At 57.1% G+C, this 15,255-nt stretch carries 20 protein-coding genes and 1 pseudogene; 9 read left to right on the plus strand and 12 right to left on the minus strand.

Translation table 11 applies throughout. From position 1 onward, the window contains the following. Positions 1-31 precede the first annotated feature (31 nt). Both L9O85_RS09005 and L9O85_RS09010 read right to left on the minus strand, forming a co-directional pair. A complete protein-coding gene (locus L9O85_RS09005) occupies positions 32-475 on the minus strand; it encodes a GNAT family N-acetyltransferase (protein WP_301578437.1) in 444 nt (147 codons plus the stop codon). A gap of 9 nt (positions 476-484) precedes the next feature. Then, positions 485-1,234, minus strand: coding sequence for a GNAT family N-acetyltransferase (locus L9O85_RS09010; RefSeq protein ID WP_301578438.1), 750 nt, complete (start codon positions 1,232-1,234; stop codon positions 485-487). A 163-nt stretch (positions 1,235-1,397) separates the two neighbouring features. Between L9O85_RS09010 and L9O85_RS09015 the strand changes: the two are divergent. From L9O85_RS09015 to L9O85_RS09050, 7 genes and pseudogenes are all read left to right on the plus strand, one after another. Then, positions 1,398-1,529, plus strand: a pseudogene (locus L9O85_RS09015) (HTH domain-containing protein); the annotation flags it as partial. Positions 1,530-1,693: 164 nt separating this feature from the next. Continuing rightward, positions 1,694-2,116, plus strand: a complete 423-nt coding sequence (locus L9O85_RS09025) for a nuclear transport factor 2 family protein (RefSeq protein ID WP_301580148.1) — start codon at positions 1,694-1,696, stop codon at positions 2,114-2,116. Between the two features lie 13 nt (positions 2,117-2,129). Then, the gene (locus L9O85_RS09030; protein ID WP_301578439.1) at positions 2,130-2,528 is read left to right on the plus strand and encodes an SRPBCC family protein; all 399 of its coding nucleotides are present in this window, start codon (positions 2,130-2,132) and stop codon (positions 2,526-2,528) included. A gap of 27 nt (positions 2,529-2,555) precedes the next feature. Beyond that, positions 2,556-2,978 (plus strand): DUF3788 domain-containing protein, encoded by a 423-nt coding sequence (locus tag L9O85_RS09035; protein ID WP_301578440.1) that lies wholly within the window; start codon positions 2,556-2,558, stop codon positions 2,976-2,978. 102 nt (positions 2,979-3,080) lie between these two features. After that, positions 3,081-3,440 carry a dihydropteridine reductase gene (locus L9O85_RS09040; protein ID WP_301578441.1) on the plus strand — a complete coding sequence of 120 codons (360 nt, stop codon included), beginning with the start codon at positions 3,081-3,083 and terminating at the stop codon, positions 3,438-3,440. Positions 3,441-3,459: 19 nt separating this feature from the next. After that, entirely contained in the window at positions 3,460-4,059 is a 600-nt protein-coding gene (locus tag L9O85_RS09045) for a TetR/AcrR family transcriptional regulator (protein WP_301578442.1), read from the plus strand. Next, positions 4,049-4,735, plus strand: a complete 687-nt coding sequence (locus tag L9O85_RS09050; RefSeq protein WP_301578443.1) for a hypothetical protein — start codon at positions 4,049-4,051, stop codon at positions 4,733-4,735. Before L9O85_RS09045 ends, L9O85_RS09050 begins: the two co-directional genes overlap by 11 nt. A gap of 67 nt (positions 4,736-4,802) precedes the next feature. Here L9O85_RS09050 and L9O85_RS09055 read toward each other — a convergent pair whose 3' ends face one another. Further along, complete coding sequence (locus tag L9O85_RS09055; RefSeq protein WP_301578444.1) at positions 4,803-5,561, minus strand: MerR family transcriptional regulator; 759 nt, start codon at positions 5,559-5,561, stop codon at positions 4,803-4,805. 162 nt (positions 5,562-5,723) lie between these two features. On the opposite strand from L9O85_RS09055, the gene L9O85_RS09060 reads away from it, so the two are divergent. Then, positions 5,724-6,284 carry a flavin reductase family protein gene (locus tag L9O85_RS09060; protein ID WP_301578445.1) on the plus strand — a complete coding sequence of 187 codons (561 nt, stop codon included), beginning with the start codon at positions 5,724-5,726 and terminating at the stop codon, positions 6,282-6,284. Between the two features lie 69 nt (positions 6,285-6,353). Here L9O85_RS09060 and L9O85_RS09065 read toward each other — a convergent pair whose 3' ends face one another. From L9O85_RS09065 to L9O85_RS09075, 3 genes are all read right to left on the minus strand, one after another. Then, positions 6,354-7,013: a vWA domain-containing protein gene (locus L9O85_RS09065; protein ID WP_301578446.1), complete on the minus strand. Its 660-nt coding sequence runs from the start codon at positions 7,011-7,013 to the stop codon at positions 6,354-6,356. A 90-nt stretch (positions 7,014-7,103) separates the two neighbouring features. After that, positions 7,104-7,592 carry a prolyl-tRNA synthetase associated domain-containing protein gene (locus L9O85_RS09070; protein ID WP_301578447.1) on the minus strand — a complete coding sequence of 163 codons (489 nt, stop codon included), beginning with the start codon at positions 7,590-7,592 and terminating at the stop codon, positions 7,104-7,106. Further along, entirely contained in the window at positions 7,585-7,953 is a 369-nt protein-coding gene (locus L9O85_RS09075) for a DUF2200 domain-containing protein (RefSeq protein WP_301578448.1), read from the minus strand. Before L9O85_RS09075 ends, L9O85_RS09070 begins: the two co-directional genes overlap by 8 nt. Positions 7,954-8,194: 241 nt before the next feature. Between L9O85_RS09075 and L9O85_RS09080 the strand changes: the two genes are divergently transcribed. Then, entirely contained in the window at positions 8,195-9,394 is a 1,200-nt protein-coding gene (locus tag L9O85_RS09080; protein WP_301578449.1) for an ATP-binding protein, read from the plus strand. Positions 9,395-9,457: 63 nt separating this feature from the next. On the opposite strand, the gene L9O85_RS09085 is transcribed toward L9O85_RS09080, so the two are convergent. The 6 genes from L9O85_RS09085 to L9O85_RS09110 form a co-directional block, all read right to left on the minus strand. Then, on the minus strand, positions 9,458-11,056 hold the full coding sequence (locus tag L9O85_RS09085) for a tyrosine-type recombinase/integrase (protein ID WP_301578450.1): 1,599 nt from the start codon (positions 11,054-11,056) through the stop codon (positions 9,458-9,460). Then, entirely contained in the window at positions 11,020-12,222 is a 1,203-nt protein-coding gene (locus L9O85_RS09090; protein ID WP_301578451.1) for a tyrosine-type recombinase/integrase, read from the minus strand. Before L9O85_RS09090 ends, L9O85_RS09085 begins: the two co-directional genes overlap by 37 nt. A 53-nt stretch (positions 12,223-12,275) precedes the next feature. Beyond that, positions 12,276-12,479, minus strand: a complete 204-nt coding sequence (locus L9O85_RS09095; RefSeq protein WP_301578452.1) for a hypothetical protein — start codon at positions 12,477-12,479, stop codon at positions 12,276-12,278. A gap of 5 nt (positions 12,480-12,484) precedes the next feature. Next, positions 12,485-12,790: a hypothetical protein gene (locus L9O85_RS09100; RefSeq protein WP_301578453.1), complete on the minus strand. Its 306-nt coding sequence runs from the start codon at positions 12,788-12,790 to the stop codon at positions 12,485-12,487. Positions 12,791-12,931: 141 nt separating this feature from the next. Then, on the minus strand, positions 12,932-14,719 hold the full coding sequence (gene mobP3 / locus L9O85_RS09105; RefSeq protein ID WP_301578454.1) for a MobP3 family relaxase: 1,788 nt from the start codon (positions 14,717-14,719) through the stop codon (positions 12,932-12,934). Beyond that, positions 14,716-15,126 carry a hypothetical protein gene (locus tag L9O85_RS09110; protein WP_301578455.1) on the minus strand — a complete coding sequence of 137 codons (411 nt, stop codon included), beginning with the start codon at positions 15,124-15,126 and terminating at the stop codon, positions 14,716-14,718. Before L9O85_RS09110 ends, mobP3 begins: the two co-directional genes overlap by 4 nt. Between the last annotated feature and the right edge of the window lie 129 nt (positions 15,127-15,255).

A 15,255-nucleotide genomic window follows, 5' to 3' on the forward strand; every position in this document is an offset into this window, starting at 1 on the left:
CGGATGGATCACGATGCTCACATGTCATGTTTCATAGTTTTCTTTGCAGATACACCATATCCACCAGCTGCACCCCGCACTCGTAGATGGGGTGGTCGTAGTGGTCGGTGAAAAAGTTTCTGACCAGATGGTGCCTGCAAAAGCCGCAGGCCTCATAAAAGGGAATGGTGGAGGGGCTGTCTCCGGTGCCCACCTGTAGCACTGCATACTGCCCCTTGTAGGTTCGGATGAGAAAGTCCACCATGGCCTTTCCGTAGCCTCTGCCTTGCTCGGCGGGCGCAACGGCGATGTTCTTCAGCTCCAGAACGCCGTTTCCCTCGTCGGTCACCACGCACTCCGCCTTGACGCCGCCGTCCTCCAGCACATACATGGTCCCCCGCTCCAGATAGCGGTCCACCATGTCCTCCTGCTCGTTGGCCAGCAGCAGTAAATCCAGGTATCTCTTTTGATCGGTCTCCACTTTTCTGATTTCCATAGGCACACCTTATTGTTTCAGAAGCCGCTTCAGCGCGGCGGCGTCCAGCAGATTCACCGTCACGAACTTTCCCTGATAGAATACCGCCCAGTTGTTGAACACGCAGGGCAAGGCCTTGGCCTTCTCCAGAGTGTCCACCGGGATGAGGGTGCAGGGCGCCTCCAGTTCTTCACAGGTTTTGCGCACCAGCTCCACGCTCTGGTGGATGTAGGGACACTGGGAAGTGTAATAGACGGTCAGCTTCTGGTTTTCGATGGCCTGCACCTTGGCGTTCTTCCCGAAGCGGGGCTTGGTCCCGTCAAAGGAGAGGGCCAGCAGCCGGTAGCCCTCCGGGGTGGTATCCACGGTTTCAAATCCATACTTCTCTGCAAAAGCCTGGTCTGAGAGCCAGGCCTTTTGCTTTTCGGCACCCAGCATACACACGCCGGACTTTTCCCTGGCTCTTGCGTCGGCCAGGCAGTACTCCATCAGCTGTCTGCCGTAGCCCCTGCCCTTGAACTCCCCACTGACCCACAGGCAATAAATATAAAGGTAGTTATCCCCCTCCACCGGCACCCAGGCGGTCTCCAGCGGGGCGTACTCGATGAACACCACACCCTTGGCATCCAGCTTGCGGAACACATGTCCCTCCCGGAGCCGCTCCCGGAGCCAGGCCCGTTTGGCCTCCACACCGGGGTGGGGCTTTTTGCTGCGGATGATGCAGCACAGGTGCTCCTGATCCAGATTTTCTTCCGTCAGATTGAGAAACTGCTCCTCCATGTCCGCTACCTCCCGGAAAATCTGCCTCCATGATACCACGCCCTCCACAGCAAGACAATCCCGCAGATTCCAGCAAAAGTTTTTCTTGCGTGGAGAACATGACAGACAGTTGTCTGGTTCCTATGGTATAATGCAGGCAGAATCAGGAATGACAGTAGTTTACATGAGGATGGAGCGGCTCCTGTCCATCCTGCTCCAGCGGGAGAAGATCACCGCCCCGGATCTGGTGGAGCAGTTCGAGGTATCCCGCCGGACCATCCAGCGGGACATCGAGTCGTTGTGCCGGGCAGGCATGGAAGAGTACGCCAAGGATCAGGTCTATGAGGCAGATTTCTGAGAAGGGCGGTTACACCACGAGATCTATTTGAGTGATGTGCGGCGGACCAAGCCGGAGCGTCTGAAAACCGTCATCCGTCAGCCGGTGAAATATGTGTAATGGAGTTGGAGACAGCTATGGAGATGCAGGAACAGAGGGAAACACAGGTCCGCCGCTGGTTTTCCATGTGGCTGTGCAAGCAGGACACAGGGCTCGAGGAGCTCTTCGCCCCCGACGCCGTCTACATCGAGAGCTGGGGGCCGGAATACCACGGCAGTGGGAAGATCAAGCTGTGGTTTGACGAGTGGAACACCCGGGGCACCGTAGAGCGGTGGGACATCCGGCAGTATTTCCACAAGGGGGACCAGACCGTGGTGGAGTGGGCCTTCCGGTGCGCCATGACAGACGGCACCGTCCAGAGCTTTGACGGTCTCTCCCTCATCCGCTGGAACGAGGCGGGACAGATCTGCTTTTTGCAGGAATTCGGCTGCAATGAAAACCGCTACGACCCCTATGCTCAAGGCGATACTCCGGTATTTCGGGAAGAACCAGCATTGTGGTTTTGAAAGGAGCATTGGTATGGCAACTTCCAGGGTGACCGTCCATTTCCCCTGCCCAGTGGAGCGGGTGTGGCAGGTGGTGACCGACCTTTCCCATATCGCCTGGCGCAGCGACCTTACCCAGGTGGAAGTTCTGGATGAGACCCACTTTGTGGAGCACACCAAGAGCGGCTATGCCACGAACTTCACCGTCACGGCCTGCGAACCTCTCCGACACTGGGCATTTACCATGGAGAACGGCAACATGTCCGGCTCCTGGGAGGGCATCTTTGAAGCTGCGGAGGGCGGCGGTACCCAGCTCCATTGCACCGAGACTGTCCATGCCAAGCACTGGTGGATGCGCCCTTTTGTCCCCGGCTATCTGAAGCGGCAGCAGAAGCTGTACTTGGACGATTTAAGAAAGGAATTGCTGAAATAAGCATATGCGGATGGCGAGGTGGTCGTTATGTTGAATATGGTTCCGAGCGCGGAGCAGATGACAGCTTTAGTTGGGAAACCCTTATATGAGATCTGGACGCAGTTGTGTGCCCTGATTGAGGAGAACTATGACATGGAGCGCCTGTGGGGCAGCGGCGGGAAAGCATGGACCTATGAGTATAAATACCGCCGGGGCGGCAAAACCCTGTGCGCGCTTTATGCCAGAGAAAACTGCATCGGGTTTATGATCATCTTAGGCAAGGACGAGCGCTTAAAATTTGAGAATGACATGGAGCATTACGCGCCGGAAGTGCAGACCATTTATGATGAAACGCCAACTTACCACGATGGGAAATGGCTCATGTTTGAGCCGGTGAATACCGCATTGTTTGCGGATTTCCTGCGGCTACTGGCCATCAAGCGGAAACCGAACCGCACACGCAGCGGCTGAAATCGGCATGAACCCCAAACCGTGTCGTTCTCTTTCCTCCTCAAATCGTTTAGGATGGGATCGTCAGCAAACGCTGAACCATTCTTTTGAGGAGATATCACTATGAACACAGATAAGATTTTTGCGGAAGCCATCGCCAATGAATATGCCCCCAAGGACACCTCCAAGATGGTCGCCTTGCGGAAGCTGGACCGAAGGGCAAAGAGCCCGGCCAACATCTTCGCCTACTCCTTCGGCGTCGGGATGACCATGGTTCTGGGACTGGGGATGTGCCTTTCCATGGGCGTGATCGGAAACGGCTCCCTGCCGCTGACAGGCGGCGGGATCCTGCTGGGCATCCTGGGGCTGGTGGGCGTGGGGGTGAATTACCCCATCTACAAAAAGCTCCTGCGCTCCGGCAAAGAAAAATACGCCTTTGAGATCATCCAGCTGGCCCGGGAGATCAGCGAAGGGGCGGAGTGAACAGGAAGGAGGGCGGCAGATGAACAAATCCGAGAGCAAATACTTCAATACCGCCCTGCGCCTGGATGAAGCCCTCATCGAACTGCTGGAGGAAAAGGATCTGGAATACATCACCGTCAAGGAGATCTGCCAGCGGGCCGGGGTCAACCGCTCCACCTTCTATCTGCACTATGAGACCGTCGCCGACCTGGTGAACGAGACGGCGGAGATGGTCAACCGGCGGTTCCTCTCCTATTTCCCCCAGCAGAAAGAGGAGCTTTTCCGGGGCGTAGACAGCCGGGAGCCGGAGGACCTGATCCTGGTCACCCGGGAATATCTGCTGCCCTTCCTCCGCTTCATCCGGGACAACAAAAAGGTCTACCGGGCGGCGTTCCAAAACCCCGGCGGCATGCGGACCGAGGCGCGGTATGAGGGGCTGAAACAGTATATCCTTCACCCCATTCTGGCGCGGTTTGCCATCCCGGAGGCCCACCAGCCCTACTATATCACCTACTATGTGGAGGGCATCATGGCCATCGTCAAGGAGTGGCTCCGGAAGGACTGCTCCGATGAGGTGGAGACGGTGGCCCGCATCATCGAGGCCTGCGTGCGTCCGAAAGGCGGCGACTATGAAGCGTGACGGCCGGATGGGACGCTTCCTCCGGGGCTGGCGGGAGGATTACATTTTCCAAACCCTGATAAGCGCCGCGGCGTCCTTTGGCTGCACGGCGCTCTTTGCCCTGTACAACGGATACCTGGGCCTTTGGCACAGGTCGGTGTGGCACGGCAGCATCTGCGTCTTTTACCTCCTGCTCATGGCCATTCGGGGCATGGTCCTCCTCACGGAAAAGCGCGGCCAGGCACAGAGTGAAGTCGAGCGGGACCGCTGCCGCCGCCGGACCTTCCTCATCAGTTCCCTTTTCCTGCTGGCACTGGATCTGTCGCTGATGCTGCCCATCGCCATGATGGTAGTGCTGGACAAGCCCGTGATCATGGGGCTGATCCCGGCCATTGCCATGGCGGCCTATACCACCTGGAAGATCACCATGGCCTCCCTTCACATCAACTGGCAGCGGCGCAGGGCCAGCGGAAATATCCTGATCGCGGAGCTGCGGACGGTCAACCTGATTGACGCGCTGGTCGCCATCCTGACGCTGCAAAACACTCTGATCATGGTCAAGCGGACGGATGCCGGTGAGAACAGCATGCTCCCGGTGTCCGCCGCCTCCAGCGCCGTGATCTATGTGGTGATCGTGGTCATCACTCTTCGGATGCTGTACCGGGGCCTGAGGCAAATAAACCGGCAGGAAACATAGATCCTCCCATACCGTGCTCCTCGGATGGGGCATAGCGTGGGAGGACCCTGTTTTTTGGCTGTAATGCTTACTTTACCCAGTGGACCACGGCGTCCCGCAGGAAGCGGGCGCAGCCGGGCACCTGTTTGTCGTAGTAGGCGGTAAACCGATCGTCCATCACATAGAGCTCCGCGATGCCCCGGTGTCTGGCCGGGTCGTACTGATTTCCAGTGATGGTGAGCCACCGGCGGTGGAGGGCGGTGAGCTCCTTGCCCTCCTGGCTCTCCGGGGACAGCCCAGCCCGGACGGCTTCCTCCAGCCGCTCCTGGATCTCCCGGCCCAGCTCCGTCCACTCCCGATACTGTTCTTGGGTGAGGTTCCTCACCGCGGCGTTGGCCTCGTCTACCTCCTGGTCGCCGTACTTGGTGCGGATCTCCGCTCCGTAAACTTCCTCGTTGTGGGCTACCGCCCGCTGCTTGAACGCCTCAAATTTCTGCTCGTCGCTCATGATCTCGTTCCTTTCTTCCGCTCCGCTGGTGTCCTTCACCGACCGGATGAGCTGTTCCAGCCGCTCCCGCTCCGCCTCCAACGCGGCCAGGTGGTTTCGCAGGGCGGCCAGACGGTCAAAGGAGGGATCGTCCAGACATTCCTTGATCCGGGCCAGCTCCACCCCGAGGGCCCGGTAATACAGAATGTCCTGCAGCCGGTCCACCTCCGCCCCGCCGTAGTAGCGGTAGCCGCTCTCCGCCACCCGGCTGGGCTTCAGCAGGCCGATCTGGTCGTACCAGCGCAGGGTGCGGGTGGTCACCCCGGACAGGCGCGACAGCTCCTGAATGGAATACTCCATAGATATCCCTCCTTACGGATACTGTATCAGTTGACGGAGCGTCAAAGTCAAGGGAAACTTTCCAATTTGACGATTCTTTCCCGGCAGCCAATTTCCATATTCCCAAACTCAAATCCGTAGTATAATGATAGCACATACATACCCATACAAGGAGGCATCGATATGCGCAAGAATTTTGGAGCCAAGCCCTGGACCTATCCCCAGCCGGTCTTTATCCTGGCCACCTACAATGAGGACGGCACCCCCGACGCCATGAATGCGGCCTGGGGCGGCATCAGCGAGGACAAGGAGCTGAGCATGTGCATCAGCGAAGGTCATAAAACCACCGCCAATATCCTGGCCCGCAAGGCCTTTACCGTCAGCATGGCCACGGCGGAGCAGATGGTGGCCTGCGACTATGTGGGCATCGAATCCGGCAATCAGGTGGCGGACAAGGTGGTAAAAGCCGGCTGGCACACCACCAAGTCGGAATTTGTGGACGCTCCCCTCATCGACGAGCTCCCCATGGCGGTGGAGTGCCGCCTGGTGAGCTACGACCCGGATAGTTGCCGCCTGGTGGGCGAGATCGTCAATGTGAGCGCCGACGAGTCCGTGCTGGATGAGAACGGCAAGATCGACCCGGACAAGCTGCGCCCCATCACCTTTGACCCCATTCACCACACATACCGGGTGCTGGGCGAGAAGGTTGGCAACGCATTCCAGGACGGCGCCAAGCTGAAATGATCTGCTGATCTGAGACAGGAATGGGGGACGGAGGCGTGGCCTCCGTCCTTCATTTTTTCTGCCTGCGGATCACTGTCGCCCCGACTTCTGCCGTTTGCGGAAGTCCTCCTCAATGGCATCTTTCCAGTGCTCGTCCAGAGGGACGCTGCACCGGACGGCCGCCACGGCCCGGCCCACCACCTCGTAGTTGAGGCGGGTGCCCTCGCTGTCGCAGTGGTAGTTCACCGCCCGGTCGGGGGCGATGCCCAGGTGGCCCGCCGTCTCCACTGCGTCGATGTTGGCCCCCAGGAAGAGGAATTCCCAGCCGTATTTCTCCTTCTGGTGCTGGATCATCTCCTTCACCCGCTGGGCGGAGTAGCGGCGGCTGGCGTTCTCCATGCCGTCGGTGGTGATGACGAAGAGAGTGTGCTCCGGCACATCCTCCGGGCGGGCGTACTTGTGGATGTTCCCGATGTGGTGGATGGCCCCGCCGATGGCATCCAGCAGGGCGGTGCAGCCCCGAACATAGTACTCCTTTTCCGTGATGGGCCGGACCTTCTCCAGGGACACCCGGTCATGGAGCACCTCGCTCCGGTCGTCAAAGAGGACGGTGGAGACGAAGGCCTCGCCGGGCTCCTTCTTCTGCTTTTCGATCATGGCGTTGAAGCCGCCGATGGTGTCCCCCTCCAGCCCCTGCATGGAGCCGCTGCGGTCCAGAATGAACACCAGTTCCGTCAGATTCTGCTTCATAAAAAATCCCCCTATGCTGTGTTGTTTGATTTACAAGCACAGTATAGGGGAATTTTAATTTGGTTTGGTCGCCTGGCGGGCGACAAATCGTTATGCCTCAAACAGGGTGATCCGAGTGCCGTTCTCCTCCAGGAGCCGGAGCAGATCCTGGGTTTTGAGCCATACGGTGGCGGTGTTGTCGTTGGGATGGACCCCGATCAGACCAGAGCCTTCCAGAAAGGGCCTGTCCAGAAAGAAGGTCACCTTGTGTTCCCGGTCGTTGAGCAGGCCCAGGGGCGTCACCGCGCCAGGGATCAGCCCCAGAATATCCATCAAATCCTGATCCGAGGCGAAGGTCAGCGGCCGGGTGCCGTGCTGCTGCCGGAAGGCTTTCAGGTCAACCCGCTTGTCGCCTTTGACTGTAATGAGATAGTAATTGCGTTTTTTGTCATCCCGGATGAAGAGGTTCTTGGCGTCGGCTTCCGGGTAGGGCAGGTGGATCTCCGCCACCTCCGCCATGTTGTACACGGCCTTGTGCTCCGTTATCTCATGCCAGATGTTTCTTTCGTCCAGAAGGGCGTAAATCTCCTGCTTATTCATCGTCAGGCATCTGCTTTCTCAGAATTTTCTCCATAGCCTTGCCCTTGGCCAGCTCGTCCACCAACTTGTCCAGGTACCGGATATCCCGCATGAGGGGATCCTCGATCTCCTCCACCCGGACGCCGCAGATCTTGCCTGTGATCAAAGTCCGGTTGTGGTTCATGGAGGGGGCGTTCCGGAAAAAGTCGCCGTAGCTCACATCGGACTGCTCCAGGCGGGCCAGCTCCTCCGACGAATAGCCGGTGAGCCAGGCGGTGACCTGATCCACCTCTTCCCGGGTGCGGCCCTTTTTCTCGGCTTTGGCCACCAGCAGAGGATAGAGTTTGGCAAAGGCCATTTCCGTGACATCCATACGGGGCATACCGGCACCTCCTCCCGTTCTGGTGTCATCATACCATAAACGGGGTGACCTGGCAATCCGGCAGGCTGCACGATGAAGCCCGGAAATATTCCGCTCAGGGGATAACCATCTCATTGAGACTCTAAAACGCATGAAAAATATGTCCCGGCATTGCCCTGCAAGTTTTTCTTGTTAGACACGAAAAAGTATTTGAATATGCCGGAGATTTTGGGTATAATAAGAAAAGCAAGGGGGCGATTTCATGATTCTGAGACCTTCCTATATCGAGGCTGTCACGCCGTTTATTGACCAGCCGCTGGTGAAGATCCTGGCCGGCGTGCGGCGCTGCGGAAAATCTACCATCTTTCAGATGCTGGCCGATGAGTTCCGCCGACGGGGCGTACCGGAGGATCGGATCATCCAGAAACGCTACACAGAGATGGACATTCCATCGGACATCTCTGCCAAGGACATGTATGATGATCTGAAAGCGCAGATTCAGGGAAAAGGCCGCTGCTATCTGCTGCTGGATGAAATTCAGGAGATCAAGGGCTGGGAAAAGGCAGTCAACAGTCTGCTGGAGGGAGCGGATGCGGACATCTATGTCACCGGCTCCAACTCCAAACTGATGTCCAGTGAGATCTCCACCTACCTCACCGGCCGGTATGTGTCCATCCCGGTCTACCCCCTGTCCTTCCGGGAGTTTCTGGACTTCAAGGCAGGAGACCCCCGGACACCAAAGGAACTGCTGGAGGACTACATCCGCTTCGGCGGATTTCCCATCATCGCTCTGGGCAACTATGACGCACAGAGTGCCTATCAGATCGTCAACGGTATCTACCACACAGTGATCTCACGGGACATCGTGAAGCGGCACCGGATCAATAAGCAGGATCTGTTTGACCGGGTGGTGAAGTACCTGATGGAAAACATGGGGAAGACCTTTTCCGCCAGTTCCATCACCAAGTTTCTGCGCAATGAACACCGCACCGTCTCAGTGGAGTCCATCTACAACTACCTGCGCTGGCTGGAGCAGGCCTTTGTCATCTACCCCTGCCACCGGTACGATATCCAGGGGAAGGCAGTCTTGGCCACCCAGGAAAAGTATTACCTGGCCGATGTCACGCTGAAATACTGTCTCCTTGGCTACGACCGGAAGATGCTGGACGGCGCTCTGGAAAACATCGTGTTCCTGGAGTTAAAGCGCAGGGGCTACGAAGTCTATATCGGAAAAAACGCAGCCAAGGAGATCGACTTCATCGGCATCCGCCGGGAGGAGAAGATTTATGTCCAGGTCTGTGTCCAACTGCCGGAGAACTCTGACCGGGAGGTGGGCAACCTCATGGAGATCCAGGACCACTACCCCAAGTATGTGGTCACCACCAACAGCCTGGATGTGGGCAATGAGAACGGCATCCGCATCGTACATCTGGCGGATTTCCTGTTGTCCGAAGGCTGGTAAGTCTGCCTCTAAAACATGTATTTTTATAAATTGCTCTATGAAGTGGACAGGGACCGTATCAGATTATGATACGATCCCTGTCCCAATTTGTGCGGCAGGATTTACCATCTCACGGATCATCCCATACCATTTTGCCACCGTATGCCGGGTCACCTTAGCCCCCTTGGCGATGGTGCTGTAATTTGTCTCGTCGGGGTAAATCTTCATATACTCCCAGATCTGCCGCTGCTTCTTGGTGAGTTTCTCAGGTGATGGGATCCCTCGCAGCCGGTCCTGGATTGCCTTCCGCTCGGCGTTCAGCTGCTGGATGAGCACCTTCAGCTTCTCCTCGCACTCCTCACGGGTGTGGGCGTAGACGCACTTGGAGTGTTTGGTACCGTCCGGCCAGGTGGGCGAATAGCGTCCCTCAAAGAGGTGGTCGTTGATCTGGGTGATACAGCCAGTTCCAGGCTTTCTTGTGCGCCGCATGACCGGCTGGAAGTCGGTGAGCGGATCTGCTGCAGAAGAGTCCTCCGCCACTTCATTGCCCAGGCCACGGTCGATCTTGGCGGCAGCTTCGCTGAGCATGTCGCCGGTGATGTGGGTGTAAATGTCCAGGGTGGTGGCCGCTGACACATGCCCCAGCATGGCGGAGAGTGTTTTGATGTCCATGCCATTCTCCAGCGCCATGGTGGCAAAAGTATGGCGCAGATCATGAAAGCGAATTTGTTTGCACTGAGCTCGCTCCAGAATGATATGGAGCATTCGGAGCACGGAGCTGGGCCTGATTGGTTCATCCTCCTTGATGGGCGAGGGGAACAGCCACCGGGACTTTGCCGCCTTTCGGTATTCCCGGAACACCTCCACCACGGCAGGCGGCAGCACCAGTTTGCGGATGGACGCTTTTGTCTTTGGGACACTCAGCTGCAGTTTTCCCTTCACCTCATTGACTTGTTTGGTCACGGACAGCGTTCCTGTATCCAGATCCAGGTCGGACCATTGGAGCGCCAGCAGTTCGCCCCGGCGAAGGCCGGTGGATAAGTCCAGCAGGAACAGTTCAAAGTAGCCGTCCGCCTTGGCCTGCATGAGAAACCGCTGGAGCTCCTGGCGGGACAGCACCTGCATCTCCCGTCCCCGCTTGGGCGGCAGCTTACAGCCCACAGCAGGGTTGCTTCGGATCAGGTTCTCCTGCACCGCCTGGTCCAGCGCTGCCCGACATTTGGCGTGACACATTCGCACCATCCGATCGGACAGGCCCTTCCCATATTGTTCGGTGCGGACAAGCCGCCCCTCTTTTTTCAGATAGGCATAGAACTGTTGGAGATCCTTCTGACTCAGTTGGCACAGTGGGATACTGCCCAGTTGGGGGATGATGTGCTGGTAGATGGTTCTCTCATAATTTAACTGCGTGGTGGGGCGAAGGCCGGGCTTGAGATAGGTTTGATACCAGAAGTCCATCCACTCTCCGAATGGCATATCGGCACAGATTTTTTCGGATTTGGTACCGCCCACTTCTTCCAACAGTTTGGCCAGTTTTTCCTGGCATTCCCGCTTGGTTTTGGCCAGCACATTTTTTGTTTTGGGCAGTCCCTTGTCATCATAGCCCACCACAGCCCGGCCTTCCCAGCGTCCGTCTTTTCGCTGCCTTATGGTGCCGGTTCCGCTTTTTCGTTTTCTGGCCATGGGTTCAACTCCTCTCCCAATAGATTTTTCAGAAAGTCGCCAACTACATCGCTGGCGGCTCTCTGCATATCCGGTGTCACATGCGTGTAGGTATCCAGTGTGAACGATGCATTGGTATGTCCCAGGATGCCGGAGAGAGTCTTGGCATCCACACCGCTGGCCAGGGCATGGGTGGCGAAGGTGTGGCGTAAATCATGGAACCTGATGTGAGGCAGTCCTGCCTCTTTTAGCAGCACCTTCATCCAGTAGTAGGCAGCGCTGGGGCGCACCGGCTTCTCCGGAGCCAGCGGTTCCGGGAAGATCCACTGACTGACCGCGTGTTTTTTCCTCTCCTTTAATCGCTGGACAGTACTGGGGGGCAGACGGATGGTACGTCTGCCCCTCTCAGTCTTGGTCTCGCCGATCTCCATTTCACCCCGCTTAGGTACATTCACCGAGCGGAGGATTTTCAGTGTCCCGGCGTTCTCATCAAAGTCCCTCCACATGAGACCGCAGATCTCACCTCGACGCAGGCCGGTGGTCAGTTCCGTGTAGAAGAAGTCACGCCAGATTTCGTTCTTGTCCACTGCTGCCAGGAAGGCGTCCATCTGCTCCCGGTCAAGAACCTGCTTGGTTTTGTAGTTGCTCTTGGGCAGCTTGACGCCGTCCGTTGGGTTATAGGGAACGATGTGGTCCCGCTCCGCATCTTTGAGACAGCGGTGGAGCATGGCATGGATGCGGAGCACCATGGTGTCCGACAGTTCGTGCCCATACTCCGGGTGGTCGTGGACACGCCCCTCTTTCTTCAGCTTCCGGTACAGTTTTTGAATGTCCAGCCGTGTGACCCGTGAGACAATCTTGCCGCCCAGGTAGGGCTTCACATAGCACCGGATGTACTGCTCGTAGCTGCGCAGGGTGTTGGGCCGCAGGGTGACGGCACCATATTCCTCCATCCAGCGATCCAGCCACTCGCCCAGCGTCATTCGGCTGTCCTCGGTAAGCTGTGCGTCCTGATAGATATCCATGTCACGGTGGAGTTTGGCCAGCAGTTCTTTTTGAGTTTTGGCCAGCACATATCGGAAGATGGGCTCGCCGTTTTCCTTGTGGCCCACCACGATGCGGCCTTCCCAACGCCCGTCTTCCCGTTTGCGTACCATGCCATCTCCGGATGGTCGTCTCTTTGCCATGTTGTTTCACCTCCAATCGTTCCGTTTCATTTGTCGTGCGGTTACTGCGTAGCCTATTTCACAGGAGGATACTTGTAAGGCTCCGCCACGCACTGGTAGAGCACTGCACCGCAGCGGCGGCAGATCAGATACCGCAGTCGGTTGCCCAGCATTCCGTGTTTCTTGAATGTGACCAGCGCTTCGCCGTGCTGCCAGCCAAGACCGATGTCCTCGCACCCACAGTACTGGCACCGCTGAATGGGAAGTCGATTTGTCATCTCGATCATTCCTCCTGTTCCATTCTGCGGCAGATGCGTTCTGTCTCATCCTCATCGAAGGAGTACAGGCCGTCTGCCTCCAGTTCTTTGCTCAGTCCCCAGGCCAGTTTGAATCCGGCCGTGAAGCTGGCCAGGGAAGTCTCCTCCCGTAGCAGATTTTGAGTATCCACCAAATGCATGAGCCTGCGCCGCTGCATCTTGTCCAGGCAGTCTCTCACCTCCTGGCGGGTGTTCTCGATGTCCTCTTCCAACTCTGACACATCCGGTTCCCGGAAGAACTGCTGGTGCAGTGCTCTCATGTAGTCGTTCACTGCGCATCGCCTCCTTATCAGCAACACACAATACCCGAACTGTTTCCCAATATCCACCCCTTATTTGAAACTTTTTCAGAAAGATTTTGGGGCTGGGGAGAGGTTTTTATCTTTGTTTTGGCATGTCAGATTTTAATACGCCTACATCCCGCCCATGGTCATGCCGCCCATGTTCTGCTCCTCCTCATGGTCATCCGGCTTGTGGCCCATGGCGATCTTCTTCTGACGGATCTTCTGGCGCAGTTTGCGATCCGCTCTCTGGCTGCCCGGCGGGCAGGGCGGAATGGAGTTGTCCTGAAAGATCCGGCCCATGTGGTGGAGGAGCTTGGTGGCAGAGAGGAGCACATTGGGGCTGCGGTTGTCATTGAAGTGATCCAGAAAGAACTGGGCATACTCGTTTCCCTGAGATGCGGATTCCCAGAACCAGCTATACGCCTGCTCCCGGTCTTGGGTCACATCCTCGCCGGTGAGGTACAGCTTGCCAAGAGCGTACTGGGCATACTGGTTTCCCTCCTGGGCGGCATCGCTCAGATACTCCACCGCCTTGGCTGTATCCTTTGGGACATCCTTTCCCTCCAGATACAGTTTCCCCAGCCGGTAAGCGGCCCAAGTGTTGCCCTGCTCCGCCGCTTTCTCATACCAGGACACCGCTTCCTCCATCCGCTTTTTCCTCTGCAATAACTTCCCCAGAGCGTATTGGGAAAAGTCATGACCGGCTTCGGCTGCGCGGCGGAACCACAGCTCCGCCTGTTCGTCATCCGGCAGCACACCCATACCATCCCGCCAGCACTTGCCCAGCAGGTGAGCGGCCACGGTGAAGCCGGCGCCCCAGAGCTGCTCCAGCAACCGCACCTGCTCCGCCTTTTCCGCTTCTGTGTTTTCATATACCGAGAGGATCTCTTTCGCGTTCTGGTAGGCTTCCGCCATCTGCCAGTGGGAGGACCAGGCGTAGTACACCTCCTCCTGGTCCTCATCCACTTCATCTTTCATGGCCGCATCTTCGAAGGTGAAGGTACCCAGGCGCAGTTCCTCCGCCTCCCGGATGACCATGTTCTTGATGGCCTTGAATTCCTGTTGCTGCGACAATGGTTTGTGTTCTCTCGGCGTGTCCTTGTAGTACCGCTCCAGCTCATCCCGCAGCCGGTTCCATTGTTCGTAGCACTCCGCTACCTCCGGGAGCCTGGCCAACTCGTCCACGATGGCATCCACCTGCGCCTTCACCGGCTTTTTGAGATAGCCATACACCTTTTTACCTTTGACCTCCGCCAGCATTCCGGCCAGCGTTTCCATCTGACCGGCGATGACCGGACTGTCACAGAGGCCGGATTTCATTTCTCGGATGAGGAGGCCCATGGCCTCCATAGCTGCGTCCCGTACCTCTTGGTAGGACAGATCCTTCTCCTGATAAAGGGACAGCAGCTCGTCCCGGAAGATATCGTTGGACAGCTGGGAGCGCATCTGCTCGATGCCTTTCTCAGTCAGATAGCCCTGCCTGGGATCGGCAGACCAGACCATCATGTGGATGTGTGGGTGGTGCTTTTCATCGTGGAAGGCGGCGCACCAACGAAAGCTGCTGGGCGGAATTTTCATCGCCGCTGCCAGTTCTGCCTGATGAGCCAGCAGCAATCTGCGCCAGCTCTCGCCGTTTTCGTAGCCCAGCCGTGCAGCATCCTCACGCTTTAGAGAGTAGATGAAGGTCCACACCGGACCGGCGTGTGCGTTGATCTCCTCCATGGTTTGCTCCAGATCAGCAACACCGTCCGCAGAGAACAGACCGTGGGAGCGGGGACGCTCCGCCATGTATTCCAGATAGCCGCCCGCCGCCGGCTCCGTCACCTCCACGCCGTCCCGGGTGGCGATGTACTCGGCGTAGTGTCCGCCGCCGCTTCCCGGCTTGATGTAGCCGGACTTTTGAATGAGGCCCTTCATTCCTCAATCCTCTTCTGAAACTGAAACGCATCCTGGAAATCAATTTCCCCGTTGGTTTCTTTCACATTTTTCACGCAGCGCACCCGAAGTTTTTGCAGTGTATCCAAGCTAACATTGATATCGCTGGCGAACAGATTCGCCATCAGATCCTGGTCCACCGCTTGCTTGAAAATCAGATGCCCCATGCGTTTTCCGAAGGCGCCCAGCTTCCCCTCCAGCACATCCGAGAGGATACGGGGCAGATATTCCTCCGCGTGTTCCGTATCCAGGTAGCCGGAATAGAATCGGACAGCCTTCTCAATGTATTCGCTCTGGCTTTTGCAGTTATCCTGTTTGTAGTGAGCTTCCACTTCTTTTTTAGCCTCTGGCGTGATCCAGAGGGCAAATTTCTCTTTTCCGATAACCATGCTTTGAAACCTCCTTTTTTTCGTAGGAACGCCCTGAATTTTCTTGTGATTCGTGGTTTTTGTGCCGGGAGAACCCCCTAATGAGGAAATTTTTGTTTTTGGAACGCCCTCGCCCATCCCCCGAAACTG

The sequence above is a fragment of the Lawsonibacter asaccharolyticus genome, from assembly GCF_022453915.1.
GTDB lineage: Bacteria > Bacillota > Clostridia > Oscillospirales > Oscillospiraceae > Lawsonibacter > Lawsonibacter asaccharolyticus.